The sequence below is a fragment of the Synechococcus sp. R70.1 genome (assembly GCF_047461675.1).
GTDB lineage: Bacteria > Cyanobacteriota > Cyanobacteriia > Thermostichales > Thermostichaceae > Thermostichus.
The window spans coordinates 31,890-56,699 of sequence record NZ_JANSHR010000026.1; the positions used below are offsets into that span (position 1 = coordinate 31,890).

Sequence of the window (24,810 nt, forward strand, 5' to 3'; positions counted from 1 at the left end):
TGCAAACGCCCCCCGAATTGCGGCAACCCCAGCGCCGCACTTCCATAACCCTCTTGGCCGTAGACGACAGCGTCGTGATGCAGGAGATCCTGCGGCAGTACCTATCCCAGTAATGTGCTCCGCACCGCTAACGCGAACGCGTGATTACAACGGGCAACCCCGCCGAGGTGCTCCCCCTCCTGTTCCAGCACCGGCCTCACCTGCTATTGATGGACAATGTGCTCCGCACCGCTAACGCGATCGCCATGCCCCGGAATGTGCTCCGCACCGCTAACGCGAACGACGGCATAGAGCTCTGCCGCATCGTGCGCAGCCTGGAAGCGTTCAAGTCTCTCCCTATCCTGATGGTTACCTCGCGGGACAGCTTGCTGGATCGCATCCGCGGCAAGTGGTCGGGCGCAACCGGCTACCTGACCAAGCCTTTTAGCGAAAGCCAGCTCACTGCCGAGGTGGAGCGGCTCCTGGCCCAGGCCCAAGATCCCACCTCCCGCTCTCTCCGAGGAGCCCAAACCAACTCGCCCAGCTTATGGCTGGGATCCCTTTCCCCCTTTGGGGATCAGGCCAAGGCTTAGCAAGCAGGCCAAGGAAGACGAAGCATGTTTACGGGTCTAGTGCGCAGTTTGGGTACAGCTCAGTTGATCTCGTCTTCGCAGGTACGGGTTACCTGCCCAAAGCTGCAGCCGCAGTTAGCCTGTGGGGATAGCGTGGCGGTGGATGGCCTCTGCCTGACAGTGGTGGAGATCCTGCCCGATGGCTTTTTGGCAGATGTCTCGCCGGAAACCCTGCGCCGCTCGACCTGGGGCTGCGGATCCCCAGGGCCACGCCCAGTCAACCTGGAACCGGCGCTGCGGCTGGGGGACAAGTTAGGGGGGCATTTCGTCAGCGGCCATATCGACGGAGTGGGGCACCTCTGCGAACAAGCAGCCACCGGCAACGCCTGGGAGCTGAGCTTCGAGGTGCCGGCGGCCATCGGCCGCTACATCGTGCCCAAGGGCAGTGTGGCGGTGAACGGTGTCAGCCTGACCATTGCCGAGATCCGCCAAGGGGGGTGTTGGTTTAAGGTGGCGGTGATCCCGCACACCTACCGCCAGACCAACCTTTCCCTGCTGCAAGTAGGGGATCCGGTAAACGTGGAGGCAGATCTCCTGGGCAAATATGTGGAAAAATTCCTGGGCCTGGCCCCGCCGGAGAGCAGCCTCTCCCTGGAGTTTCTAGCCGAGCACGGCTACGTCTAATCCCAGCCGTTCGCGTAGCGGGACGGAGTCCTTGCCCCCATGATCCCTCCCCAAGAAGCCGAACGCCTGCGCGGCGTCACTGTCTATTTGATTGGCATGATGGGCAGCGGCAAGTCCACCCTGGGAGCTGAGCTGGCAGCCCAGTTGCGCCGTCCCTTCTTTGATACCGATGCTCTGGTGGAGCAGGTAGCCGGCTGTTCTATTGCCCAGATCTTTGCCGAGCAGGGAGAAGCCCACTTCCGGGAGCTGGAGACCCAGGTGTTGGCGCAACTGAGCGGCTACACTCGCCTGGTTATTGCCACCGGCGGCGGCATTGTGCTGCGGCCCAAAAATTGGAGCTACCTGCACCACGGCCTCACCGTCTGGCTGGATGTGGCCCCTGAGCTCATTTGGCAGCGGCTGAGCCGGGATCCTGGCCAACGTCCCCTCCTGCAAGCTCCCGATCCCCAAGCTGCTCTGCAGAGGCTCATGCGGGAACGAGAACCCTTCTACGCCCAGGCCGATGTGCGGGTGCCCATCCACTCAGAAACCAGCCTGTCCCAGTTGGTCCAGCAGGTTTGGCAGGCCATTTGCGCCCGCCTGCGAGAGCAGCCGCCCTGCAACCCGTAGCAAAACCCCCAAAAATAGGAGGGGGAGGGTCTGGTATTGCAGCAGGGAGGGCAGGGTGGTACAGGCCAGGATTTTGTTTGCAGCAGCGGAAGCAGCGCCCTTGGCAAAGGTGGGGGGGATGGGGGATGTGGTGGGATCCCTGCCTGTTGTTTTGCGCCAGCTGGGGCAGGACGTGCGCATTATCATGCCCCTGTACGGATTTTTGTGGGACCAATTTGGCCCAGAGCCGGGGCAATACCCCCGCTCCAAAGATCCCATCTGGTCAAAGCAGATTATGGGCCAGGTGGCCGATATCTACGAAAGCGTTTTACCCGGCACCGATGTCCCCCTTTACCTGGTCAGCCACTACTGCTTTGCCCCCCACCGCATCTACGACGGCGAGGACGAGTTTTGGCGCTTTACGTTTTTTGCCAATGCTGTGGCCGAATTTGCCTGGACCTATTACCCCTGGAGGCCCAACATCATCCACTGCCACGATTGGCACACCGGCATGATCCCGGCCTGGATGCACCAGGCTCCCGATATCGGCACCGTCTTTACCATTCACAACCTGGCCTATCAGGGACCGTGGCGCTGGCAACTGGAACGCATGACCTGGCTGCCCTGGTATTTTTCCGCCCACAACACTATGGCCGCCGGAATCCTCTACGCCGACCAGGTAACCACCGTTTCGCCCACCTACGCCCTGGAGATCCGCACCAGTCTCTATGGAGAGGGCCTCCAGGATCTGCTGGCTTGGAAAGGAGAACGCCTGTGGGGGATCTTGAACGGGATCGACACCGAGAAGTTCGATCCCCGCACGGATCCCCATCTAGCCGCCAACTTCAGCATCGACGACCTCAGCGGTCGAGCGGTGAACAAGGCCGTGCTGCAGACCCGCCTGGGTTTGACCGTCAACCCCGACGTCTTTCTAATGGGCATGGTGACCCGTTTGGTGGAACAAAAGGGGATTGACTTGGTCATTCAAACCGTGGAGCGCTTTCTGGCCTACAGTGACTCGCAATTTGTCTTGCTGGGCAGCGGCGAAGCCCACTACGAAGAGCGGCTCCGGGAAATGGCCCAGCGGCACCCAGGCCGAATGTCCTATCAGCAGGGCTATCAGCCGCAACTGGCCCAGTTAATCTATGGGGGGGCAGATGTTTTCTTAATGCCCAGCCGCTTTGAGCCCTGCGGCATTAGCCAGATGATTGCCATGCGCTACGGCTGTGTGCCCATTGTCCGCCGTACAGGGGGACTGGTGGATACGGTCAGCCACCATATTCCCAGCAAAGGGATCGGCACCGGCTACTGCTTTGACCGCTACGAGGCTCTGGACTTCTACACTTGTCTAGCGCGGGCTTGGGAGGCGTTTCAGCACAAGGAGACTTGGCAAGCGCTGCAAAAGCGAGGCATGGCCAGCGATTTCAGTTGGCACCGCTCGGCTTTGCAGTACCTGCGCCTGTACGAGCGGATTATGAACTTGCCCCTGCTGCCAGAAACAATTCCCTCCCAGGCTCAACCGGCTTCCCCGCCGTCTGAACAGTTGCCTCCTCAGCAACCGCTAGGGGAGGGGATCCCTGAGCTGCAGCAAAGCCCCGCGGAGTGAGGTAGAGTGGAACGGGTTAGCAAGGTTTTGAGGGGTACTTGCCAATGTTTCGACGGCCTCCTACTGGTGGTCGAACTGCTGCTCGTGGCCTTGCCTTCCTGCCCCGTTCTTGGGTACAGCTGGCCTTTGGCTTGTTGCTTGGCCTAGTGCTGGGTGTCGGTTCAGGTCTTTGGGCTACGGCTCAAGAAGTGCCCGCCCGCCAGCAGCTTATTCCCAATCCCCAGCAGTTTCGGGCCCTAGAACAACCCAGCAGCGCTCTCAGCGCGTTGCGAGCTGAACAGTTGGCTGCTGAGGCCGACGCTGCCATTCAGGCCCAAAACTACGACCGAGCCATCGAGCTCCTGCAGCAGGTGTTTAACGCCTACAACCAGCGCTCCAACTACCACCAGGATCTCTCCCGAGCTTTTGCCGGGATCCAAAACCGCATCTCCGAAGAGCAGCGAGAGCTGGCCCGCGTTGCCGCCCAGGCTCGGGATCAGGCCGCCTACGACCTGGCCGTGGTCTATCGGGCTGCCGGGCGCCCTGAGGAGGCCGTGGGCTGGTTGATCCAGGTCATCAAAAGCCAAACCCCAACCCGGGAGCTAGGCACCCAGGCCTACCAGCAGCTGCTGGAAATTGGCTTTGTTAGCACTCCTTTTCCCTAGGGCTTTTCTTCCAGATTGCGGTAGAAAGCCAGCGCCGTTTGCCCATAAGCCCGCTGGTCGACGCGCAGGAGAGATCCCACCTGCTCTGGCAGCTTTTGGCCGCTGCGATGCTCGACAATCAAGGTTCCACCTGGCTTGAGCAAGGGCGGGATCAGCGGCAGAAGCGGGGCGTACAGACCGGCGTCATGGGGGGGATCAAAATAGACGTAATCGAAAGGATCCAAACCCAGGCCGCGGCTGAGCAGCTTGCGGGCATCCCCCTGAATCACCTGGAAAGATTGTCCCGGCTGAGCTACCTTTGCCCAGTTGGCCTGGATGAGGCGACAGGCCGGCGCAGCGATCTCAATGCCGGCCACGAAGGCTGCCCCATGGCACAAGGCTTCTGCCCCTACCGTGCCGGCTCCACAGCAGAGATCCAGCCAGCGACAGCCCTTCACCTGCCCTCGCAAGATGTTGAACAGGGCTTGCCTCACCCGCCCAGGGGTGGGCCGAGTTCCCCGGCCAGCAGGGGTTTGCAGCGTCCGTTTGCCACTGATGCGCAGGCCCATCGGTTTAGGGAGAGGGAGTCGGTGTAGGCAACTGGACAGTCAGCCCACTGCGCTGGGCGGCGCGATCCCGCTCCATCTGGATCTGCTCCACCAAGGCTTTCGGCAACTGGCTAGAGGCCTGCAAAGCCTGGTCGAAAAGGGGAACCGCCTCCCGGTCTTGACCCTTGGCAACCAGGATTTGCGCCTTGAGGTAGTAAAGTTCGGGGTTGTTGCAGGAAACAGCAATTGCCCGCTCCACTGCCGCCAGCGCTTCGTCATGGCGCTGCATATCCCGGTAGGCCAGCGCTTGGCCGCGGTAGGACAAATACTCAGGCGCTGCTAGGCGAAATTGGTTCAAAGCCTTCTCCCGATAGGTTAGCAGCAAGTCGATATAGCCGTTGAGAAGATTGAGCTCCGGGTCGCTGCTGTCTACTGCCTGGGCGGCGCGAATGGACGCAAACAATTGGTTGAGAGTGGGCAACGCCTTAGGCAAGCCGAGCACTACCCCTTCCCGCACCACAATGTTGGCCGCTTCCAACCCATAGCCCACGCCCTCGTACAGGTTGCCGCGCAAGGGATCCGTCTTCTTCAGCTCGGCGGCCACCTGGCGGGTTTGGGTGGCTAACTGGGCAAAAGCATCCAGATCCCCCTCCTGGTAGGCCAGCGCCGCCAGCAGGGCGTAGACCATCGGCTCCTGGGGAGAAGCTTGTCTAGCCTTCTCTAGCTTCTCCCGGCTCTGCGTGTAGCGGCCTGCGCAGAAGAACTCCTCAAAGGCACTAGCCACCTCTGGCTTGATGGGGCGGGCATTGGCCCCACTGCGGAAGGGATCCTGCGCCCAAACTGGCCCAGCCGCTGCCCATACCCAACACAGGATCCCTACCAGCTTGCTTACTCTGCTAAACCTGCGGCTTTTCATCCCCACGCCCGGGTCAATGCCAGTTTGACCTGCTTTTTACCGCAGCAGTTGGGCAATGGAGGCAATGGCTGCCTCCTGGACCAGCTCATCCGTCTCATGGGCCAGGAGCTCGTGCAAAGGCCGAAGGGCGCGCGGATCCCCAATCTGACCAAGGGCACGAGCTGCCGCCTCCCGCACTGCCGGCTCCCTATCCGCAAGCTTGGTCAGCAAAGCCGGCACCGCCTCAACCGCCCGCATCTGCCCTAGACGGTAGATCGTTTGCACTTGGGCCTCCAGAGGAGTTGCCGCCAAGCTAGGCTCGTATCCAGAACCCTGATCTACCGGGGCAATAGCCGAGAGAGCCTGCAGAGCCTCCAGGGCACGATACCGCTCCACCCCGTTCAGGTGCGGCAGTTGAGCCAACAGGTTGTCAAAAGCCTGCTGCACCGGATCGGCAGCTGAGGCCTGCTCAACGATGCGGGCAAGGTTTTGGTTGGCCTGCAGCTGTTGCCAAGACTGGAACAGGGTTAGGCCGGCAACCACCAGGGCAGCATCGGCCAAAATCGCCAGCAGCGCCAGGCCACCCCAGATTTTGCTGCGACGGCTGAGCTTGCGGATCTGCTTATCTACGTAGACAAAAGCCTGGTGCTGCCGCTCCCAAAAATCGGGGGCTACCTGCAGGGTTTGGGCGCTGAGATCAGGGGACAGAAGGTTTTCCTCACGGGCCACCTCCAAGCTTTGCAGCCTCTGGTTCAACCGAGAAAAGTGCCTTGTCCAGAGCCACGTAAACATTGGATCCCACCCTCTCTCCGATCCTGCCACTAGAAGCAAGCCCGCCTGACACGGCAAGCTAGAGACCCTGCTCGCCTCCCGTGCCAGGAAAAGTTTGCCGCCTTCCCCCTGCCGACGGGAGAACCTAAGCGCCAGGATAACAAAAGCTTCTGCCCCTCACCAGCCAGTCTTTGCAAGTTGCAACCCTGGCGGTTCAGGATGCTGGCGAATGGTCTGGGGTTGGGGCTACGTACGGCTTTGCAACCGGGAGGAGCCGCCAGAGTGTACTGCCTGCCCGCCCCTATGGGATCCAAACCCCCGCATTAATCGTCTTGGGGGAGGTTTCGACGCCAGGCCGTTTGGCTCCATTGCAGTTGTCGCAAGATCCCGCGCAGCAAGGCCACCTCGGACACGGTCAAGCCGGCGCGGTGAAAGAGGGCGCGCAGCTTGAGCATCTTGCGGCGGGCCGTGTGGGGATACAGGTAGCCAATTTGCAATAGCAGCGCCTCCAGCTGGCCGAAAAAGCCCTCCAGCAATTCGAAGGGAGCTGGCTTGGAGAGGCCAGGGCTAGGCGGAAGCGGCGGATCTGGGCAAAGGAGGGTGCGCAGCTCGTAGCAGCAGATGCCCACCGCCTGAGCCAGGTTGAGGGAAGGGTAGGCCGGATCGGTGGGGATCTGGATTTGGCGATGGCAGAGGGCCAGCTCTTCGTTGCTCAAGCCCTGATCTTCAGGGCCAAACACCAAAGCCACAGGACCGGCGGCCAGTAGCTCGGGAAAGGCTTGGCGGGGAGATTGAACTTGCCACTCGGGGGGGTAGGGCTCGCGGCGGCCTGCAGTCCCGAAGACCTGGACACATCCCTGGAGGGCCTCCGCCAGAGTTGGCACTTGCCGGGCTTGGCGGAGCAAGTCGGCGCCATGCACAGCCATGGTAACTGCTTCGGGATCAAGGGGATCGCAGCGGGGATCCACCAAGACCCACTGCTGCAGGCCCATGTTTTTCATCACGCGGGCAATGGCGCCCAGGTTGCGCGGCCCCACTGGTCGCACCAGGACAATCCGCACCTGGGCCAATTGCTCCTGAACCCTGGGGGAGGGTGTCTGCATCGCCTGGGGTTACGGATAGAGTAGAGGAACTAGATCCTGCCACAACTAGCCCTATGGGATCTGCTTACCGCTGCTGGCTAGGCCTGCTGTGTTTTGTGCTGCTGGGGCTTTGCTGGGGATCGGCGGGGCTGGCTGCGCCGGAAAGACTGTCCTCCACCTTAGAGCCAGCCCAGGGGGTTTCTCTAGCGGAGGCGCGACAGCGGTTGGAAGCCATTGCCGAGGCGATGCGCTCAATTCGCCTTTGCAACCGCCCCAATTGCCGCTACCGCGATATTTCCGTCGAGGTACATCCCATAGCAGGAGCCGAGCCCCCGGAGTACGAGGGCAGGATCGACGCCACTATCGACCGTCCCTCTGGCAGCTTCGACAGGGCCCGCTACCGGCTGCGATTCCAGGGAGGGCGTTGGCAGTTGCTGGGAGGCGAAGAGGTGTCCGATGTCTCCTCCTTCTTCTTCGAGGGAGATAGCTACGAGGTGTTCAGCGCCTACGGCACTCGCAGTCGCAAAGCCAGATTGGCAGACGCCAGCAGCAGGCTGCGCGTGGGCTACCGGGAGCTGTACTACCGGGTTTTCGACCAGGGCCAAGAGCGTCTTGCGGCAGGAGCCCCATGAGAAGTCAACAGCGCACCTTGGCCAGCTCTATTTCCCTAGAAGGTGTCGGCCTGCACACCGGCCTGCCGGTCCGCTGCAGTCTCCACCCGGCCCCCGCTGGCAGCGGTCGGGTCTTCGTGCGGGTGGATCAGCCGGGCTCCCCTCCTATCCCTGCCCAGGTGGGATCCCTAGCTCCTGCTGCCCTCTGCACCCGCCTGCAGCAGGGATCTGCTCAGGTGCAGACGGTGGAACACCTCCTAGCTGCCCTTTACGTTCTGGGCATCGACAACTGCCGCATTGAGGTAGAAGGGCCAGAGCTGCCGATCCTCGATGGCTCGGCCCTGCCCTTTGTGGAGGCCATTGTCCAGGCCGGGATCTTGGCCCAGGAGCAACCCGCCCTGGTGGGCGTGGTTCAAGAGCCGGTTACCGTCTGGGCAGGGGAGGCTTTTGTCAGTGCCCTGCCCCACCCCGAGGCCCGCTTTACCTATGGCATCGAGTTTGCCGACTCTCCCATTGGCCAACAGTGGCTAAGCTGGAGGGAAGATAGGCCGGATTTTGTCTGCTCCATCGCAGCGGCGCGTACTTTTTCCCGCCAGCAAGATGCGGAGCTAGCCCGCCAACAGGGGCTAATCCAAGGGGGCAGCCTGGAAAACGCCATTGTCTGTACTGCAACTGCGTGGCTGGGACCCCTGCGCTACCCCGATGAGCCGGTGCGCCATAAGCTGATAGATTTACTAGGAGATCTCAGCCTGTTGGGCTGCCGCCTCCAGGGGCACATCGTGGCCTACAAGGCGGGGCATGCTCTGCACCACCGTCTGGCCAAACAGTTGCTAAGGAGCGGATCCCTCCAGATTCAAGCGGAGGCAACACCAGAAAGGGATCCTGGCTGCCACGGCAAGCTGGCCTCCCTCCTGCAGTCTTGACAGGATGCACTGCCCGCTATCGTGGGACTAGGCTGTTTCCCCTCTAGGCTTTGAGGTTTGTCTTCCAGCTCTTTTTTGGGTTTGCCATGTCCTCCGACGTCTGTCCTCCTCCCCCTCTCTCGGCTGAAGCAGCGGCTCAGTTGGCAGCTGCTCCCCCCGTTTTCACTACAGACCAAATCCTGGAGATTCTGCCCCACCGCTATCCCTTTTTGCTGGTGGACCGCGTGGTGGAGTATCTCCCAGGGCAACGGGCAGTGGGCCTCAAAAACGTCACCTTCAATGAGCCTTTTTTCCAGGGACATTTTCCCAACCGCCCCATTATGCCCGGTGTCCTCATTGTTGAGGCCATGGCTCAGGTGGGAGGGATCGTCCTGACCAAGCTGCCGGATGCAGCCGGGCGCCTAGCTCTTTTTGCCGGCATCGATGGGGTACGCTTTCGCCGCCCCGTCCTGCCTGGAGATCAACTGCTGCTGTCAGCTGACCTGCTCACCATCCGGCAAAAGCGCATCGGCAAGATGTTCTGCCGGGCTCAGGTGGGGGGGCAATTGGTTACTGAAGGCGAGCTGATGTTTTCCTTGGTGGACTAGTAACCTGTAGGAAAGCCTCACCGCGCCCCTCCAAACCATGCTGCCTGTACGTCCCCGGGAAACGGTTTCCATGTTAACCCGCGATGGGATCCAGCTGGACGCGGATATCTATCGCCCCGAGGGGGAAGGGAGCTATCCGGTTTTGCTCATGCGGCAGCCCTATGGCCGGGCCATTGCTTCGACAGTGGTGTACGCCCATCCGCGCTGGTACGCAGCCCATGGCTATATTGTGGTCATCCAGGATGTGCGTGGGCGAGGCACTTCCAAAGGCTCCTTCTACCCCTTCCGCCACGAAGTTGAAGATGGGTTCGACGCCGTCAGCTGGGCGGCTGCTTTGCCAGGGAGCAACGGCGTGGTGGGTATGTACGGCTTTTCTTACCAGGGCATGACCCAGCTGTATGCCGCCTCCGCCCGTCCCAGCGCTTTGAAAACCATCTGCCCGGCAATGCTGCCCTACGACCTTTACGCGGATGCCGCCTACCCTGGGGGAGCCTTTGCCTTCTACAACAACCTCAGTTGGGCCCTGCAACTGGAAGCCGAGGGAGCACGCCGGCGGGGAGATGCCAGTGCCTATCAGGCCCTCTTCAAGGCGTCGCGCAACCTGCCCCTCCACGACCCTATCCCCCTCAAGCCGGGCATGCTGCAGCAATATGCGCCCCAGTCTTATTACTTCGACTGGCTGGATCACAGCGAGCCGGACGACTACTGGCGCCAGCTCTCCCCTCGGCTGGAGGCGGTGGACCTGCCAATGCTGCACATTGCCGGCTGGTTTGACAGCTACCTGAGTGGCAGCCTACGCCTCTACAAGGAGATGAGTGCCCGCAGCCAAAACCCCCAATACCTGGTTGTCGGGCCGTGGGCCCACCTCCCTTGGGGGCGCAGGGTGGGAGCGCTGGATTTTGGCCCTGAGGCCGTCAGCCCCATCGATCGGCTGCAGGTGCGCTGGTTTGACCAGTTCCTCAAAGGCAAGGACACAGGGATCCTCCAAGAGCCGCCGGTGCGCCTGTTCGAGATGGGCTCCAACCGCTGGCGCACCCTTGAGGCCTGGCCCAACCCTGAGCCAAAAGCTCTTTACCTGCACAGCACTGGCCTAGCTGCCCTTTCCGAACTCGAGGGATCCCTCCGCCCGGAGCCCCCGCCGAGGCAGCAGTCGGATACTTTTGTTCACGATCCCTGGCGACCGGTACCGGCCCTGGGGGGTCACCTGGTTTACCCTGCCGGGCCCCAAGAGCGCTCTGCTGTTGACTGCCGCACCGATGTTCTTACCTACACCACTCCCCCTCTAGAAACCGACCTCCTCCTGGCGGGGGACATCACGGCAGAGCTCTACGTCGAGGCGGACAGCCCCAGCTTTGATCTCTGCGCCGTGCTCTCGGTGGTGAGGCCGGATGGCCAGGTGTATAACTTTTCCCAGGGCTACCGCCGTCTGCGGGATCCCCAGCCCAATGTCCCCATTGGGATCCCCTGTCAGCCCACCTGTATCCGCATTCCCCGTGGCCACGCTCTACGCCTTAGCCTAAGCGCAGCCTGTTTCCCTGCCTACCCCGTTAACCCAGGTACAGGCCAGCGGGAGGAGCGGCAAATGGAAGGCCGCATTCTCACCCTGACTCTTCACAGCGGCGGCAACACGCCTTCGCGGCTAATCTTGCCCGTTCTCGAGGAATAGTGCGGCTTTGCAATCTCTGCTTAACAAACGAAAATCAAACGCTAGGATGAGACCAGGTGGGCAAAAGAGCGCCATGTTGCAGGACCCAAAGCTAATCCGGCACTATCAAGCTCTAACCGATGCGCTGGTGGACAGTTGGCATCGCGGCTATCAGCGCATTGACGAGCTACGGCTGCTGGTGGACGGCTACCTGCTGGCCTTGCGAACTGGCAAGCAATTAGAGCCCTTTGAGATCTACCGCCTCGAAGATGAGGTCAACCGCTTCCTCTACGATCCCTCCAACTTCAGGGAGCCAGAACCGGAGCGGGAGACGGAGAGAACGCGGGGTTACTAACTTATCGACCAGTGGGCTGAAACCAGTCCTATGGCAGTCTGGGATACCCTGGCCACTTCCCGGCGCCCAGCTCTATTGGGATCTGGCCTCGGCTTGGGAATAGCCCTGACCCTCTGGTACGGGGCGTTTGGCTACCACGTACTGCAAATTGGGATCTGGCTGCTGAGCATTTTGCTGGTGGGGCTGTATGTGGCCCAGTTTCCCCCGGCTCAGCCCCCTTGGGACCCGACGCGGCTGCGCTGGCGCCAGGAGCTGCTGCACCTGGGGCTGTTGGCGTTGGTTTTTGCTCCCCTCTACCTCTACGACCTGGCCAACATCCCTTTTCAAATCAACACCGACGAGATTGTCATCACCTCCATGGCTCGTCGGGCTTCCGGGGTGCGCTACCCCGATCTCTTTGGGTTGATGCCAGAGTACTTCTATTTCCCCCGCTTTATGTTTAGCCTCTTTGGCGGCCTGACGCGGCTGATGGGAGGAGTCACCCTGGTCAATGTGCGCACGGTGCATGCCGCCTTTGGGGTGATTACTATTCTGGTGGCCTACGGGTTTTTTCGGTCGTTCTGGAACTCCCGGCTGGCCTTGGCAGGAGCGGCCCTTCTGGGATCCAACCACGCCTTGTTAGGCATTAGCCGCATGGCCATGCGGGAAAACCTGATTGTGCTGGTGGAGTGTGCAGCTCTGGCCCTGATCTTGAAGGGCGTGCGGGAAAAAAATCCCCTGCTTTTGTATTTGGGGGGAGGGGCAGCGGCTTTCTCCCTCTACGGCTATTTGCCAGGGCGCGTGGTGATCCTGTTGGGACTCCTGTTTGGCGTTCTGTACTGGCTCTTGGGGCGGGAGGATCTGCAGGCCAACCCCGTTTGGACCCTAGCCAAGCTGACAGTGCCGGCAGCGCTGGGATTTTTTCTGGTGGCCGCGCCCATTCTGGTAGCCACCGCCACTGCCCCCCCAGAAAGCGCCGAGTATGCCCGCCAGCAATTTCTCTTTTTCCCCGAGGGGCGGGCGCTGCAGCAAATGTGGGTGAACGCGGCTACGCCGGCAGAGGGGGTGTGGCGCAACATCCGCAATGGCCTGAGCATGTTCAACGACCCCAGCCAGCACGACCGGGGCTATATCTATCCCAACTACGGCCATGCCTTTGTGGATCCCTTGACAGGGATCTTGATTTGGCTAGGGCTGGGATCTGGGCTCTACCGCGTCCTCAGGGGGCGCAGCCAGCCGCACGACTGGCTCTGTATTGGCAGTTTCCTGTTTCTTTACCTGCTCTTTAGCCTGGCTATCACCAAAGCCCCCAACTATACCCGCCTGCTCGTGATCCTGCCCTTTGTAGCCTACCTAACCCTGGAAGGGATCCAGACGCTGGCCGCTCCCCTGGAACGTTGGGGATCCACCGTAACAGCAGCGGCGATGGCGGGCACCATCCTCCTCATTGGAGGCTGGAACTTGGCCATTTGGGGCGACTTTGTCCACAAGGGCTCGACGCAGGGCAACGACGTGGGAGCCACCGGGCGCTACGTGGCCGCTCGACAGAGGGATCCCAACCACCGCTTCTATTTGGCTGCTAGCGCCGCCTACCCCTATTTCAGTTGGGGAGAGCCTGCCTACTGGCAAAGTTGGATTCAATTTTTTGCCAGGCAAGAACAAGAGGTGAAGGTTTTTCCCCCCGAGACGTTGCTTAGCCAAGACCTAGAGCCGCCGTTTACCCTGTTTATGAACGAGGGGGTATGGGAGCAGCAAGGGGCAGCGCTGCGGCGACGCTTTCCCAAGGGTCAGCTGCATCGGATCCCAGCAGAGCGGGGGCTGTGGGCCTTTGAGGTGGCGGATCCTTAAGACTATGGCTGCTCTTGCCTGTCTTCTGAAGGCGTCACCTTCTCGGGGCTGGGCCTAGGAAGGGATCCCTGCGGAGGAGCCTGGCTTGGCAATCCAGTAGCCGCACTGGTGCTCCCCGTTAACTTGCCAGCTGAGGCGCTCCACCCGACAATCGGGCAGAGCGGCGGCAAACATCTCCAGCTCATGGCCGCAGACGCTGGGAAAACGCTGGGCAATCTGGGCAATGGCGCAATGGTGCTCCACCAGGACGTACTGCTCGACATACTGCTCAGAGCCTTCTGCTGGCCTGGGGGCAGCTAGGTGGTTGGGATAGGGGTAGTACTCGGCCATGTAGCCTTCTGCCTGGCGCAACTGTACCAGGCGCTCTAGCCGCTCGGCCAGGGATCCGGATCCCATCTGGGCTTGGTACTCCTGGGCTTTGCGTTGCCACTGCTGCTGGAGCAGGGATCCCATCTGTTCGGCTCCCAAGGTTTCGGCCAGCGTGTTGAGTAGGCCCAGGGCAAACTCGTCGTAGCGGGCAGGGAACTGCGCTTCCCCCTGGGGGCTAAGCTGATAGAAGTGCTGGGGACGGCCCAGGCCGCTGGGTTGAGCGACATGGCGGATCAGTCCCTCCGCCTCCAGATCCTTGAGGTGGCGGCGAATGGCCTGGGGAGAAATGCCCAAGTGCTCTGCTAGGGTTTGGGCAGTAGCCTGTCCTGCCTTGCGCAGGTAGATCAAGATAGCCTGCTTACTGGAAGTAGGCTGGGTAGCCTGGCCGGCGATCCTACGTGCTCGGTTCACCGTTGTCCTCCTGCCTATTTTGACAACGGGATCATTGCTAAAGTAACTTGAGGATTAGTTAAGCAACAACTATGTTGTTTTAGTTGGCCGTCTGTTCTTGCGCGCTTCTAATCCCTACTTGAGAGCCACCCATGTCTAAGAGCGTCCGCGCCCTGGTTAACCAGCCCTACAAGTACGGCTTTGTTACCGACATCCCTTCAGAATCCATCGGCAAGGGCCTAAACGAGGACATTATTCGCCAAATCTGGGCCAAAAAGGGGGAGCCGGACTTCATGCTGGAGTTCCGGCTGCGAGCCTACCGCCAGTGGCTGAAGATGAGCGAGCCCACTTGGCCAAACGTGACCTACCCCCCCATTGACTACCAAAACATCGTCTATTACTCGGCCCCCAAGGTGCGGGAGAAGAAAAAGAGCCTGGACGAAGTGGATCCAGTGCTGCTGGAGACTTTTGAAAAATTGGGGATCCCGCTGTCTGAACAGAAGCGACTGGCCAATGTAGCAGTGGACGCCATTTTCGACAGCGTCTCGGTGGCCACCACCTTCCGGGAGAAGCTGGCCAAGGAAGGGATCATCTTCTGCTCCATGTCGGAGGCGCTACGGGAGTATCCCGAGCTGGTGCGTAAGTACTTGGGCACGGTGGTGCCTATTGCCGACAACTACTACGCGGCGCTGAACTCGGCGGTATTTAGCGACGGCTCCTTTGTCTATGTGCCCAAGGGGGTGCGCTGCCCCATGGAGCTCTCGACCTATTTCCGTATCAACAACAGCGAGTCGGGCCAGTTCGAGCGCACCTTGATCATTGCCGACGAGGGATCCTACGTCAGCTACCTGGAGGGCTGCACGGCCCCCATGTTCGACACCAACCAACTGCACGCGGCGGTGGTGGAGCTGATTGCCCTGGACAACGCCGAAATCAAGTACTCGACGGTGCAGAACTGGTATGCCGGCGACGAAAACGGCAGGGGCGGCATCTACAACTTTGTTACCAAGCGCGGCCTCTGCCAGGGGGCCAACTCCAAGATCTCCTGGACGCAGGTGGAGACTGGCTCCGCCATCACCTGGAAGTATCCAAGCTGTGTGTTGGTGGGGGAAAACTCGGTGGGCGAGTTTTACTCAGTTGCCCTGACCAACCACTACCAGCAGGCCGATACCGGCACCAAGATGATCCACATAGGCCGCAACACCCGCAGCCGAATTATCTCCAAAGGGATCTCGGCGGGGCACTCCAGAAACAGCTACCGCGGCTTGGTGAAAATTGGGCCGAAGGCAGAGGGCGCCCGCAACTTTTCCCAGTGTGATTCCCTGCTGATTGGGGATCAGTGCAGCGCCAACACCTTCCCCTACATTGAAGTGCAAAACAACACCGCCAAAGTGGAGCACGAAGCCTCAACCTCTAAGATTGGAGAAGAGCAGTTGTTTTACTTCCAGTCGCGCGGCATCTCTGCAGAGGATGCTGTGTCTATGATCATCAGCGGCTTCTGCCGGGAGGTGTTTAACCAACTGCCCATGGAGTTTGCCGTCGAGGCAGATCGCTTGCTGAGCCTGAAACTAGAGGGATCTGTTGGCTAGATCCCCAGCAAGCTGAATTGGCCATTGCCGGCTTACTTTAGCTAGCTGCGCGATCCCAGGGTGAACGCTCGTCTGGAGTTCATTCAAGAGCAACCGCTGAGATGATCCGGGAAAACAGCCCTGTCATTTTATCTGTCCGCGATCTCACCGCTGAGATCGACGGCACCCCTATCCTCAAGGGGGTAAACCTGGAAGTTCGGGCTGGCGAGATCCACGCCATCATGGGGCCAAATGGCTCTGGGAAAAGCACCTTCTCCAAGATCCTGGCCGGCCACCCGGACTACCGGGTAACCGGGGGTGAGATCCTCTATCTGGGCAAGGATCTCTTGGCCATGGAACCGGAGGAGCGGGCCTGGGCTGGGATCTTTTTGGCCTTTCAATACCCCATCGAGATTCCAGGGGTAAGCAACTTGGATTTTCTGCGGGCTGCCTACAACGCCCGGCAGAAATACCGGGATCAGCCGGAAATGGATCCCCTCGAGTTTGACGACTTCGTGCGCCAAAAGCTGGAGCTAGTCAAAATGGATCCGGCTTTTTTGGAGCGCCCCGTCAACGAGGGGTTTTCTGGCGGCGAGAAAAAGCGCAACGAGATTCTACAGATGGCCGTGCTGGAGCCGACCCTGGCCATTTTGGACGAGACGGACTCTGGCCTCGACATCGACGCGCTGCGCATTGTTGCCCAGGGCATCAACCAGCTAGCTGGCCCCGAGAAGGCCATACTCCTCATTACCCACTACCAGCGCCTGCTGGAGTATGTGACCCCTGACTATGTGCATGTGATGGAAGGGGGGCGCATTGTCCTTAGCGGGGACAAGAGCTTGGCGCTGGAGCTGGAAAAGCGGGGCTACGACTGGCTTAGGGAGGAGGTGGGATGAGCGCTGCGGTGCCCAAGTCGTCGGTTGGAGAAAGCGACGCTGCCAGTTTTGGCCGCTCCTTTCTGGAGCACATTCTTAGCCAAATCCCGGAGGTGGAGGACTCCCACGCCACCCTGCGACAGCAGGCCCGCGCCCAACTGGCGGAACTGGGGATCCCCACTCCGCGCGAAGAGGACTGGAAATACAGCGACCTCTCGCCGCTAGTGGCCCACGCCTTTCGCCTGGCCGGCCCTGGGGAGGGGGATGTGAACCGGGCCACTCTGGAGCCCTGGCTGTGGTCGGAAAGCCGCCGCAGCTATGCCGTCTTGGTCAACGGCTACTTCGCTCCCCACCTTTCTGACTTGAGCGGCCTGCCGTCGGCGCTGCGCCTTGCTCCCCTCAGCCAGGCTGCCTCTGGAGGGTTGCAAACCATCGCCAAGGTCGATGTCTTCAGCGCCCTCAACACCGCCCACCTAGGCGGCGGGATCCAGATTGAGCTCTTGCCCCACGAGAAGGTTTTGCCGCCCTTGCATCTACTCTGGATAACCGTGGCCCCTGAAGGAGAGGCGGTTTTGGCCCAGCCCCGCTGCCTGCTGACTTTGCCAGCCTACAGCTCCCTCACCCTAATTGAAGACCACCTTTCCTGGGGCTCGGGGATCCCCTTCAGCAACGCGGTTACCGAGATTGCCCTGGAAGAAGGATCCCGCCTGCACCACATCCTCGTCCAGCGGCAGGGATCCCAGGCCTTTCACATCAACCAAACCGCCGTGCGCCAGGGCCGCTACAGCCACTACCGGCTGCAGGCCCTCCAGTGGGGATCCCAGTTTTCCCGCCACAACCTGGAGCTGGCCCAGGTGGAGCCCCAGGCCCACACCCACCTGCAGGGGCTGACCCTGTTGAAGGGATCCCAGCACAGCGACACCCACTCCCGCCTGCGGCATCAGGCCCCCCAGGGTAGTAGCCGCCAACTGCACAAGTGCATTGTCGACGAGACAGCCCGTGCCGTCTTCAGCGGGCGCATTCTGGTCAGCCGAGAAGCCCAACTGACCGACGCGGCCCAAACCAACCGCAACCTCCTCTTAAGCCCCAAGGCGCGAGTGGATACCCGGCCCCAACTGGAGATCTTCGCCGACAACGTCAAATGCACCCACGGAGCCACCGTGGGCCAACTGGAGGCGGAAGAGATCTTCTACCTGCAAAGCCGCGGCATTCCCTTGGCCCAAGCCCGCCAACTGCTCACCTATGCCTTTGCCGCCGAGATCCTAGAGGGGATCCCTGTGGCTCAGCTCCCCTCCCTAGTAGCCCAGCAGTTGGCGCCCGGCTAATTTCCCGAAAAGATGAGCACTTGCCGCTAGCTGAGGCCTTCTTCTAGCCGTCTTGCCAAGCCATTTGGGCAAAACAAATCCCCTCTCTCTGCTGCTTTATCCAGAGCCAGAACACCCATTGAACGCCCAATTGAGAAGAGCCTTTCTCCCCTAGAGTAAACACGACCTGGAGCGGAGCTGCAAGCTTTTGGTTGCAGAAGTACTTCAGGAGGTTATGATCCTAGAGAGGGCTGTAGGGTATTAGAAAATGTTGGATATACCACCACAACCCCTAACTGGCAAGGCTCTCTTGCAGAAGATAGAAGCTTTGGGGCACCTTCCGCGCCGGGAAACGGCAAAGCGCTGTGGCTACGTAACCGTGACCAAGAACAACAAGCTCCGCGTCAACTTAAACGCTTTTTACGATGCGGTGCTAGCGGCAAAAGGTCTCAGCCTCGGCCCAAGTAGCCGTGAAAAGCGCGGTCGCGAGCCCTCCTTTCGCGTCAGCGTTCACAAAAATGGGCAGATCATCATCGGGTCTGCCTACACCAAGCAGATGAATCTCAAGCCTGGCGATGAGTTTGAGATCCACCTAGGCTACAAGCACATTCACCTCAAGCAGGTGTTAAACGGCCAGGTCATGGAAGACTCAGCCGCAGGAGAAGCTGCCCCCAAAAAGACACGGGGCCGCCGGAAAAAAGCAGCAGGAGGTTGAAAACCTTCTGAGCAGAGGGAGCCCAGTTGAGCAACTGTTGCAGCGGGGCTTTTTTGCCTCTTCGCCCTCTTTAAGAGGGGATCCAAAGCCTAGGTTCACCAAGCGTGCCAACCCTAGATTTGAGGATCCCTATGCCGCAGACGGTTCAACCTCCCCTCCAGTTTCTGCCGCCACGATTGACGCCTTGGGTGGTTCGTTTTGTCCAAACCGGCTTGCCTTTTTGGTTGCGCTGGACCAAAGGGATCCCGCGCGTTGAGGTGGAGGGAGGGGAGCGCTTGGCTCAGCTTTATCAGCAATTTGAAGCAGGCAAGATTCGCTTGTTGGTAGCCTTTCGCCACCCCACCCTCGATGACCCTCCCTGTCTGCTGTACCTGTTTGCTCACCTTTTGCCTCAGGTGGCCCGGCAACAGGGGATCCGGCTGCGGCAGCGGCCCCACGTCCTGTTTGTCTACGACCGCGGCCTGCCACTGTGGCTGGGGGCCATTGCCAGTTGGGGCTTGCCCCGGCTGGGCGGGATCCCCATTCTGCGGGGCCGTCTGGATCGGGCAGGGCTGAAGAGTTCCCGCGAGCAGCTAGTCTCGGGCCCCTATCCATTGGCCGTGGCACCCGAGGGAACCATCAACGGCATGAGTGGGCTGCTCAACCCCCTGGAACCGGGAGTGGCCCAGTTGAGCTTTTGGGCAGTGGAAGATCTGCTCAAGGCGGGGCGGCCAGAGGAAGTGCTGATCCTACCCGTGGGCCTCTGCTACCAGTACTTGAGGGATCCCCGGGCAGCCCTCGACAGGTTGCTCCGCCGCATGGAGGCCAACTGCCACCTGCCAACCGGGCGCTCAGCCCATGTCGGCAAAGGATCTCTCATGGCCCGCTTGCTCCGCTTGGCTGAACACCTCATTCAGACCCTGGAGAACTTTTACGAGCGCTTCTATGCCCCCACTTTGCCTGCGGCAACTTGGGCCAAGCGGGGAGAAGGAGGGGATCTGCGGACACGTCTGCAAAGCTTATTGGATCTGGCTTTGCGCGTGGCTGAGCAGCGCTTTGGCTTGCAACCTCAGGGAGACCTCATCGAGCGGCGACATCGCCTTGAGCAGGCAGGCTGGTCTTGGATCTACCGGGAAGATATTCCCGATGTTGCTGCCCTCTCTGCAGTAGAAAAAAGCCTAGCCAATCGCATTGCCTCGGAGGCCACTTTCCACCTCTGGCATATGCGCTTGGTGGAGACCCTAATGGTATTTGCCGTCCGCCCTCTGCCTGAGCAGCCCAGCCCGGAAGAACTGGCCGAAACCGCCCTGCGGCTGTGGAACCTCCTGGCTTGGATCAAAGGCCAGAATCCCTTGGTTGCTCCTCCTCAGTTGGGGCCGCGGCTAGCCCGTTTCCGCATCGGGGATCCCCTCTCCGTCTCAGAGCGCTGGCCCACCTACCAGGCCAACCGCCGGCAGGCTATCCAAGCTCTGACCCAGGATCTGCAGGCAGCAATGGAGCGGCTACTGCCCTCTCCTGTGGCCATCCCTGCGGGCTAACCCAAGCGAGCGTCCAAGAAGTTTTTTTAAGGCATTCTGGACAAACAAGACAAATCTTGGCATTAGGAGAAGGGAAGCTTCTGGCTCTTGCGGTAGAAAGATAGCAAAAAGGATCAGAGGGGTTGGCCTTCGTCGATGTCTGAAGAGCTGCTCCGCGCCATTCGCAAACGCGACCTCGAGGCCGCTACACTGGCTGTCCAGCAGCTGCGTTCCCAATGGCGTCTCAGTGAGGCAGCAATTACCTCGATGGTGATGGTGGCCGTGGAGCGGCTAGCTTGGGATGAAGGCGATCGGGCCGCCGCCAGGTGGCTGTTGCGCCGCTGCTCCCGACGACGGCGCTAGAAGCCTAAACCCTCGCTGCCGGCAGTAACCAGGCCTCTCTCCGCGTCCAAAGTCACAATAGCTCCGTCGCGGATGAGGCGCGTGGCATCTTTAACCCCCACCACCACAGGTACTCCCAGTCGCAGAGCAATTACGGCTGCGTGGGAGGAGACGCCGTCCTCTTCAGTAATGACTCCAGCCGCCTGCTTGATCGCCTCTACATAGCTAGCATCAGTGGCGCGGGCAACCAGGATATCGCCAGGGGTAATCTTGCTGGCCTCAAGGCCAGATCGGAGGATACGGGCAGGGCCGCTGACGGTGCCTTTGCCAAACCCTCTGCCTCTAGCTACCACCGCCTTCACCACTTCTACCTTGATAAGGTCAGTGGAGCCGGAAATGCCCGGCAGGGTGCCGGCAGTGAGCACCACCAAATCCCCGTCCTTGAGCAGGCCTTCTTCCTGGGCTACGTTAATGGCGGCTTGAAGGGTCTGGCGGCTGGTAGGCAAATCCAGAACCAACAGCGGGCGTACCCCCCACACCAACTGCAGCTGCCGCGCCACCTCCACATGGGGTGTTACGGCCAGGATGGGAGTGCGCGGGCGAAACCGCGAGACATTGCGGGCTGTGGCTCCGGTTTTGGTTAGGGTCATCACGGCTACCGCGTCCAGCTCCTCGGCAATTTCCCCCACGGCGCGGCTAATGGAATCGGCTATCAGGGCTTTGGGACGCAGCGAATTATCCTCGGCACAGCTACCCCTAGTCTGGCTCAACTCTTGCCGGGCAAGAGCGCGCAGGTGGTGGCGGCGATCCGCGTAGAGGGGATTAAAGTAGTCCTGTTCGATGCGCAGGGCAATGCGGGCCATGGTGGCCACCGCCTCGACAGGATACTTGCCCACCGCCGTCTCATTGGAGAGCATAACGGCATCGGTGCCGTCCAAAATGGCATTGGCTACATCCGAGATCTCAGCGCGGGTGGGGCGAGGGCTATGGGCCATGCTGTCCAGCATCTGGGTAGCGGTGATGACCGGGATCCCCAGGCAGTTGGCCATGGCGATGATCCGCTTCTGCAAGATCGGCACCTCTTCTGCCGGCAGCTCCACGCCCAGATCTCCCCGCGCCACCATCACCCCGTCGCTAAGAGCCAGGATCTGGGGCAGTTGCTGGATAGCCTCGTGTTTTTCAATCTTGACGATGATGGGAACTCGCTTGCCAGCGGCAGCCATCAGTTCCCGCAGCTCCAGAACATCCGAGGGATCGCGGACAAAGCTGAGGGCCACCCAGTCGACCCCTTGGTTGAGGCCGAAGTAGAGGTCTTCTTTGTCTTTTTCGGTAACGGCGCGGATGCTGAGGCGCACGCCGGGGAAGTTCACTCCCTTGTTGTCGGAGAGGGTGCCGCCGACAATGGTGCGGCAGAAGAGCTCGCCCGCTGCCGGATCCACCGCCTCCACGCGCATCTCCACTCGACCGTCATCCAGAAGGATGGTTGCTCCCTCCGGCACCTCTTGGGCCAGCTTGTCGTAGGTAACCCAGCTGCGCTCCTGCGTTCCCAAAATGGGTTTGCTGGTGAGGACAAACGGATCCCCGCTCTTGAGGGTAATCGGGCCTTCGGCAAACTTGCCCAGGCGGATCTTGGGCCCCTGCAGGTCTTGCAAAATGGCAACCTGGATCCCCAGATCCATCGCCGTTTGGCGGATGAGGCGGATGTTGCGGCGGTGGAGATCGTGATCTCCATGGGAAAAGTTCAGGCGAAGGGTAGTTGCCCCTTGCAGGATCATTTCCCTGAGAATGGCTGGATCAGAGCTGGCGGGGCCAAGGGTAGCCACAATCTTGGTGCGTCGAAAAGACTCGCTTAAGTGCATGGCAATCTTTCCCAGGGAGAGCAGATCAAGATTGTTCCCCCACGCAGGGATCTCCTTGATACGATAGCCCGTAGTGTCTTTTTTGAGACCTTGCTTTCTAAGATTCCCAGTCCAGGAAAATGGGGTGAGCGCAGCTTCAAGTTTGGGTTGGGAGTGAAGCCATGCCGATAGCTTCTGAATACGCCTTTCCCTTCGAGCACCACCAAAAGTTTTCCCTGGATAACCCCACCATCTCTAGCCCTGGCGTCTCCAAACGAGAATACGTGGCTAGCAGGCTACTGCAAGGTATCCTGAGCAACTCCCAGACCCCCGTTGGCAACTTGTCTCCTGAGCAGCGCCAGGCCCTAGTCTATACGGCGGTGATGTTGGCAGACGAGCTGTTAGCCGCCCTTGGTGCCCAGGAGGCTTAAGCCCACCCTCGCCACAGCCCACCGAAGGCAAGGGTAAGCAACCCAGAACAGCGCTTGTTGCACCCGCCAGCCCCTTAGCCACCTCTAGAACTCGTAGCCAAATAGGCGCGGATCCGCCGGCTGCAAGTTGAGATCGGCCAGGCCGTATTCCGCCCAGCGGCGATCCACCAGGCGGGCCACTTCCGGATCCGGGGCAAGGGGTTGCCGCCAGGGGGTGTCTGTTTCCGGCGGGAGCTTGGTCGTGGCGTCGATTCCCATTTTGCCCCCCAGGCCCCGCTTTTCGGTGGCAAAGTCCAAGGCGTCAAAGGGATTGTCCGGCAAGATGAACACATCCCGCTGCGGATCCACCCGCGAGCACAGACACCAAAGCACCTGCCGCGGATCCCGCACGTTGATGTCCTTGTCCACCACAATCACAAACTTGGTGTAGCTAAATTGAGGCAAGGCGCTCCAAAAAGCTAGGGCCGCCCGCCGCGCTTGGCCGGGGTAGGCCTTGTCAATGGACAAAATGGCCACCTTGTAGCCCAGGCCCTCCATCGGCAAAAAGAAGTCCACGATCTCCGGCACCTGCTGCCTAAGGATGGGGGTGTAGATGCGGTTTAGGGCCAGGGCTATCATGTCGTTTTCCTTGGGGGGCTTGCCGCTAAAGGTAGTGAGGTAAATGGGATCGCGGCGGTGGGTGAGGCAGTGGAAGCGAATTAAAGGAGCCTGCTCGTTGCGAGGGCCGTAGTAGCCAATGTGATCCCCAGCGGGACCGTCGGGGGCCACCTCCCCTGGGGTTATGGTGCCTTCTAGAACAATCTCGGCGTGGGCCGGCACTTCCAGATCCACCGTTTTGCAGCGGGCTAGGGGCAATCCCTCTCCGGCGTAGAGACCGGCAAACAGCCACTCGGAGAGATCCACCGGCAAGGGCGTGGCCGCCGCCAGGATTACGGCAGGATCTACCCCGATGGCCACTGCCACTTCCAGCTTCTGGCCCAGGGCCGCCGCCTTGCGCAGATGCCGAGTTGCCCCCCGCACCGACAGCCACTGCACCGTCATGGTATTGCGGCTTTGCAGTTGCAGGCGGTACACCCCCACATTGGGAATGCCATTTTCCGGATCTTTGGTAACCATCAGGCCCAAGGTCAGCACCCGCCCAGCGTCGCCGGGATAGACCCGCAACAGGGGCAGTTGCGTGAGATCCACCGCTTCATCGCGCACCACCACTTGCTGGCAAGGAGGGAGCAGCTCCCGGCTGGGTCGAGCTTTGAAGACGCGGAACAGCGCCTGTCCCAGCTCCACCGCCTGGGCAAGGTCTTTTGGCGGGCGCGGCTGGTAGAGCAAGGCCAGCTTCTTTCCCAGCTCCTCCAGCTCTTGCGGCCGCTCCATCCCCAGCGCCCAGCAGATGCGCTCCACTGTGCCCAGGGCGTTGATGAGCAGGGGCATGGAGGATCCCTTGACCCGCTCAAACAGCAGCGCCGGGCCACCGCAGGCCAAGAGGCGATCGGCAATTTCGGCAATTTCCAGCTCGGGATCCACCTCGGCGGTCACGCGGCGGAGCTGGCCACGGGATTCTAGGAGGGCAATGAAGCGGCGCAGATCTCTGGGCATGAAGGGAGCACTTGCAGAAGCTGAGAGTCAACCTGCAGGGCAGGCCGGATGTCTTCCTCCAAGGGCAGTACTGCTGTGCTCTTGATCTTGGCCTCTCTTGTAGGCAGGAGTCCACTCTCCTGGCTTTACGGCCAACTGCCTAGCGGCAAGGCAAAGCAATTTGCCAGAACCCTCTGCATGGCAGTAGAGTAGCCTCAAGTCTTGCCTGTGAGGTCAGCATGTTGTCCATCCCGCCAGGGCTGCGCTCCCGTTGCTTCTGGGCAGGGATCCCCCTAGCTTGCTCTTTGGCCTTGGGGATCTGCTGGAGGGCTGCGGCTCCCTCTTCCACCCAGGATCTTTTCCCTCCCATCCCTACTCCGCCACCACCCCTGCCTTCTCCTAGCGGCACGCCTGGCCTTCCGCCCTGGTGGCCCCGTGAGCAGTCGCCCCAGGAGCAAGGTTCTCCCTACACTGTGGTCTTGTCGGGCTTTTTGCAGGGGTTGGCTGCCCAAGGAGGGGCCCTCTCCCAGCAAGGGATCCTGCTCTGGACAGCCAAAGGCAAGCTGCTGGCCGAGCACCTCTTGGATCAACCCTTGCCGGTAGGAGCCTTGGAT

The 24,810-nt window shown here is 60.7% G+C and carries 25 protein-coding genes and 1 pseudogene; 19 read left to right on the forward strand and 7 right to left on the reverse strand.

Annotation, left to right across the window (positions count from 1 at the left end; all coding sequences use genetic code 11):
- Positions 1–140 precede the first annotated feature (140 nt).
- Genes NW807_RS03020 through NW807_RS03040 form a run of 5 tightly spaced genes read left to right on the forward strand, consistent with a single transcriptional unit; the run spans position 141 to position 4,073 of the window.
- The gene (locus NW807_RS03020; RefSeq protein WP_414425263.1) at positions 141–572 is read left to right on the forward strand and encodes a response regulator; all 432 of its coding nucleotides are present in this window, start codon (positions 141–143) and stop codon (positions 570–572) included.
- Between the two features lie 24 nt (positions 573–596).
- The gene (locus NW807_RS03025; RefSeq protein WP_414410270.1) at positions 597–1,235 is read left to right on the forward strand and encodes a riboflavin synthase; all 639 of its coding nucleotides are present in this window, start codon (positions 597–599) and stop codon (positions 1,233–1,235) included.
- Positions 1,236–1,274: 39 nt separating this feature from the next.
- A complete protein-coding gene (locus NW807_RS03030) occupies positions 1,275–1,844 on the forward strand; it encodes a shikimate kinase (protein ID WP_414404864.1) in 570 nt (189 codons plus the stop codon).
- 55 nt (positions 1,845–1,899) lie between these two features.
- Positions 1,900–3,429: a glycogen synthase GlgA gene (glgA, locus tag NW807_RS03035; RefSeq protein ID WP_414425264.1), complete on the forward strand. Its 1,530-nt coding sequence runs from the start codon at positions 1,900–1,902 to the stop codon at positions 3,427–3,429.
- 44 nt (positions 3,430–3,473) lie between these two features.
- Positions 3,474–4,073, forward strand: coding sequence for a hypothetical protein (locus tag NW807_RS03040; protein WP_414425265.1), 600 nt, complete (start codon positions 3,474–3,476; stop codon positions 4,071–4,073).
- On the opposite strand, the gene rsmD is transcribed toward NW807_RS03040, so the two are convergent.
- The 4 genes from rsmD to NW807_RS03060 form a co-directional block, all read right to left on the reverse strand.
- Positions 4,070–4,621, reverse strand: coding sequence for a 16S rRNA (guanine(966)-N(2))-methyltransferase RsmD (gene rsmD, locus NW807_RS03045; RefSeq protein WP_414404861.1), 552 nt, complete (start codon positions 4,619–4,621; stop codon positions 4,070–4,072). The two genes, NW807_RS03040 and rsmD, sit on opposite strands and share 4 nt — an antisense overlap.
- Before the next feature lie 4 nt (positions 4,622–4,625).
- Positions 4,626–5,516 (reverse strand): Sll0314/Alr1548 family TPR repeat-containing protein, encoded by an 891-nt coding sequence (locus NW807_RS03050; RefSeq protein WP_414425266.1) that lies wholly within the window; start codon positions 5,514–5,516, stop codon positions 4,626–4,628.
- A gap of 36 nt (positions 5,517–5,552) precedes the next feature.
- The gene (locus tag NW807_RS03055; protein WP_414394134.1) at positions 5,553–6,251 is read right to left on the reverse strand and encodes a HEAT repeat domain-containing protein; all 699 of its coding nucleotides are present in this window, start codon (positions 6,249–6,251) and stop codon (positions 5,553–5,555) included.
- Between the two features lie 338 nt (positions 6,252–6,589).
- Complete coding sequence (locus NW807_RS03060) at positions 6,590–7,369, reverse strand: RNA methyltransferase (RefSeq protein ID WP_414411333.1); 780 nt, start codon at positions 7,367–7,369, stop codon at positions 6,590–6,592.
- A 53-nt stretch (positions 7,370–7,422) separates the two neighbouring features.
- Between NW807_RS03060 and NW807_RS03065 the strand changes: the two genes are divergently transcribed.
- From NW807_RS03065 to NW807_RS03090, 6 genes are all read left to right on the forward strand, one after another.
- Positions 7,423–7,980, forward strand: a complete 558-nt coding sequence (locus NW807_RS03065) for a hypothetical protein (RefSeq protein ID WP_414420513.1) — start codon at positions 7,423–7,425, stop codon at positions 7,978–7,980.
- Positions 7,977–8,882 (forward strand): UDP-3-O-acyl-N-acetylglucosamine deacetylase, encoded by a 906-nt coding sequence (gene lpxC / locus NW807_RS03070; RefSeq protein WP_414394139.1) that lies wholly within the window; start codon positions 7,977–7,979, stop codon positions 8,880–8,882. Before NW807_RS03065 ends, lpxC begins: the two co-directional genes overlap by 4 nt.
- 86 nt (positions 8,883–8,968) lie before the next feature.
- Positions 8,969–9,469: a 3-hydroxyacyl-ACP dehydratase FabZ gene (gene fabZ / locus NW807_RS03075; RefSeq protein ID WP_414394140.1), complete on the forward strand. Its 501-nt coding sequence runs from the start codon at positions 8,969–8,971 to the stop codon at positions 9,467–9,469.
- 70 nt (positions 9,470–9,539) lie between these two features.
- Positions 9,540–11,135: a CocE/NonD family hydrolase gene (locus NW807_RS03080; RefSeq protein ID WP_414425267.1), complete on the forward strand. Its 1,596-nt coding sequence runs from the start codon at positions 9,540–9,542 to the stop codon at positions 11,133–11,135.
- A gap of 73 nt (positions 11,136–11,208) precedes the next feature.
- A complete protein-coding gene (locus NW807_RS03085; protein WP_414404856.1) occupies positions 11,209–11,469 on the forward strand; it encodes a DUF6761 family protein in 261 nt (86 codons plus the stop codon).
- Between the two features lie 30 nt (positions 11,470–11,499).
- On the forward strand, positions 11,500–13,296 hold the full coding sequence (locus NW807_RS03090; protein WP_414425268.1) for a hypothetical protein: 1,797 nt from the start codon (positions 11,500–11,502) through the stop codon (positions 13,294–13,296).
- Positions 13,297–13,350: 54 nt separating this feature from the next.
- On the opposite strand, the gene sufR is transcribed toward NW807_RS03090, so the two are convergent.
- Positions 13,351–14,076 carry an iron-sulfur cluster biosynthesis transcriptional regulator SufR gene (gene sufR, locus NW807_RS03095; RefSeq protein WP_414394150.1) on the reverse strand — a complete coding sequence of 242 codons (726 nt, stop codon included), beginning with the start codon at positions 14,074–14,076 and terminating at the stop codon, positions 13,351–13,353.
- Positions 14,077–14,207: 131 nt separating this feature from the next.
- On the opposite strand from sufR, the gene sufB reads away from it, so the two are divergent.
- The 6 genes from sufB (at position 14,208) to NW807_RS03125 (ending at position 20,376) form a co-directional block, all read left to right on the forward strand.
- Positions 14,208–15,644 (forward strand): Fe-S cluster assembly protein SufB, encoded by a 1,437-nt coding sequence (gene sufB / locus NW807_RS03100; protein ID WP_414394152.1) that lies wholly within the window; start codon positions 14,208–14,210, stop codon positions 15,642–15,644.
- Between the two features lie 101 nt (positions 15,645–15,745).
- Positions 15,746–16,519, forward strand: a complete 774-nt coding sequence (gene sufC, locus NW807_RS03105) for a Fe-S cluster assembly ATPase SufC (RefSeq protein WP_414425269.1) — start codon at positions 15,746–15,748, stop codon at positions 16,517–16,519.
- Positions 16,516–17,823 (forward strand): Fe-S cluster assembly protein SufD, encoded by a 1,308-nt coding sequence (gene sufD / locus NW807_RS03110; RefSeq protein ID WP_414425270.1) that lies wholly within the window; start codon positions 16,516–16,518, stop codon positions 17,821–17,823. The genes sufC and sufD overlap by 4 nt, the downstream gene beginning before the upstream one ends.
- Positions 17,824–18,070: 247 nt before the next feature.
- Complete coding sequence (locus NW807_RS03115; RefSeq protein ID WP_414404851.1) at positions 18,071–18,517, forward strand: AbrB family transcriptional regulator; 447 nt, start codon at positions 18,071–18,073, stop codon at positions 18,515–18,517.
- A gap of 131 nt (positions 18,518–18,648) precedes the next feature.
- A complete protein-coding gene (locus tag NW807_RS03120) occupies positions 18,649–20,034 on the forward strand; it encodes a 1-acyl-sn-glycerol-3-phosphate acyltransferase (RefSeq protein ID WP_414411324.1) in 1,386 nt (461 codons plus the stop codon).
- 135 nt (positions 20,035–20,169) lie between these two features.
- Positions 20,170–20,376: a hypothetical protein gene (locus NW807_RS03125; protein WP_414394160.1), complete on the forward strand. Its 207-nt coding sequence runs from the start codon at positions 20,170–20,172 to the stop codon at positions 20,374–20,376.
- Here NW807_RS03125 and pyk read toward each other — a convergent pair.
- Complete coding sequence (pyk, locus tag NW807_RS03130; RefSeq protein ID WP_414394162.1) at positions 20,373–22,214, reverse strand: pyruvate kinase; 1,842 nt, start codon at positions 22,212–22,214, stop codon at positions 20,373–20,375. The two genes, NW807_RS03125 and pyk, sit on opposite strands and share 4 nt — an antisense overlap.
- A 161-nt stretch (positions 22,215–22,375) precedes the next feature.
- Here pyk and NW807_RS03135 point away from each other — a divergent pair, with 161 nt between their 5' ends.
- On the forward strand, positions 22,376–22,624 hold the full coding sequence (locus tag NW807_RS03135; protein WP_414425271.1) for a hypothetical protein: 249 nt from the start codon (positions 22,376–22,378) through the stop codon (positions 22,622–22,624).
- Between the two features lie 84 nt (positions 22,625–22,708).
- On the opposite strand, the gene NW807_RS03140 is transcribed toward NW807_RS03135, so the two are convergent.
- A complete protein-coding gene (locus NW807_RS03140) occupies positions 22,709–24,217 on the reverse strand; it encodes a UbiD family decarboxylase (RefSeq protein ID WP_414425272.1) in 1,509 nt (502 codons plus the stop codon).
- 218 nt (positions 24,218–24,435) lie between these two features.
- Here NW807_RS03140 and NW807_RS03145 point away from each other — a divergent pair.
- Positions 24,436–24,810: pseudogene (locus tag NW807_RS03145) on the forward strand (hypothetical protein); the annotation flags it as partial.

Coding starts and splice junctions, on each gene's coding strand:
- NW807_RS03025 (WP_414410270.1), top strand. CDS start 597: ATGTTTACGGGTCTAGTGCGCAGTTTGGGTACAGCTCAGTTGATCTCG.
- NW807_RS03030 (WP_414404864.1), top strand. CDS start 1,275: ATGATCCCTCCCCAAGAAGCCGAACGCCTGCGCGGCGTCACTGTCTAT.
- NW807_RS03040 (WP_414425265.1), top strand. CDS start 3,474: ATGTTTCGACGGCCTCCTACTGGTGGTCGAACTGCTGCTCGTGGCCTT.
- rsmD (WP_414404861.1), bottom strand. CDS start 4,621: ATGGGCCTGCGCATCAGTGGCAAACGGACGCTGCAAACCCCTGCTGGC.
- NW807_RS03050 (WP_414425266.1), bottom strand. CDS start 5,516: ATGAAAAGCCGCAGGTTTAGCAGAGTAAGCAAGCTGGTAGGGATCCTG.
- NW807_RS03060 (WP_414411333.1), bottom strand. CDS start 7,369: ATGCAGACACCCTCCCCCAGGGTTCAGGAGCAATTGGCCCAGGTGCGG.
- NW807_RS03065 (WP_414420513.1), top strand. CDS start 7,423: ATGGGATCTGCTTACCGCTGCTGGCTAGGCCTGCTGTGTTTTGTGCTG.
- lpxC (WP_414394139.1), top strand. CDS start 7,977: ATGAGAAGTCAACAGCGCACCTTGGCCAGCTCTATTTCCCTAGAAGGT.
- fabZ (WP_414394140.1), top strand. CDS start 8,969: ATGTCCTCCGACGTCTGTCCTCCTCCCCCTCTCTCGGCTGAAGCAGCG.
- NW807_RS03080 (WP_414425267.1), top strand. CDS start 9,540: ATGTTAACCCGCGATGGGATCCAGCTGGACGCGGATATCTATCGCCCC.
- NW807_RS03085 (WP_414404856.1), top strand. CDS start 11,209: ATGTTGCAGGACCCAAAGCTAATCCGGCACTATCAAGCTCTAACCGAT.
- NW807_RS03090 (WP_414425268.1), top strand. CDS start 11,500: ATGGCAGTCTGGGATACCCTGGCCACTTCCCGGCGCCCAGCTCTATTG.
- sufB (WP_414394152.1), top strand. CDS start 14,208: ATGTCTAAGAGCGTCCGCGCCCTGGTTAACCAGCCCTACAAGTACGGC.
- sufC (WP_414425269.1), top strand. CDS start 15,746: ATGATCCGGGAAAACAGCCCTGTCATTTTATCTGTCCGCGATCTCACC.
- sufD (WP_414425270.1), top strand. CDS start 16,516: ATGAGCGCTGCGGTGCCCAAGTCGTCGGTTGGAGAAAGCGACGCTGCC.
- NW807_RS03115 (WP_414404851.1), top strand. CDS start 18,071: ATGTTGGATATACCACCACAACCCCTAACTGGCAAGGCTCTCTTGCAG.
- NW807_RS03120 (WP_414411324.1), top strand. CDS start 18,649: ATGCCGCAGACGGTTCAACCTCCCCTCCAGTTTCTGCCGCCACGATTG.
- NW807_RS03125 (WP_414394160.1), top strand. CDS start 20,170: ATGTCTGAAGAGCTGCTCCGCGCCATTCGCAAACGCGACCTCGAGGCC.
- pyk (WP_414394162.1), bottom strand. CDS start 22,214: ATGCACTTAAGCGAGTCTTTTCGACGCACCAAGATTGTGGCTACCCTT.
- NW807_RS03135 (WP_414425271.1), top strand. CDS start 22,376: ATGCCGATAGCTTCTGAATACGCCTTTCCCTTCGAGCACCACCAAAAG.
- NW807_RS03140 (WP_414425272.1), bottom strand. CDS start 24,217: ATGCCCAGAGATCTGCGCCGCTTCATTGCCCTCCTAGAATCCCGTGGC.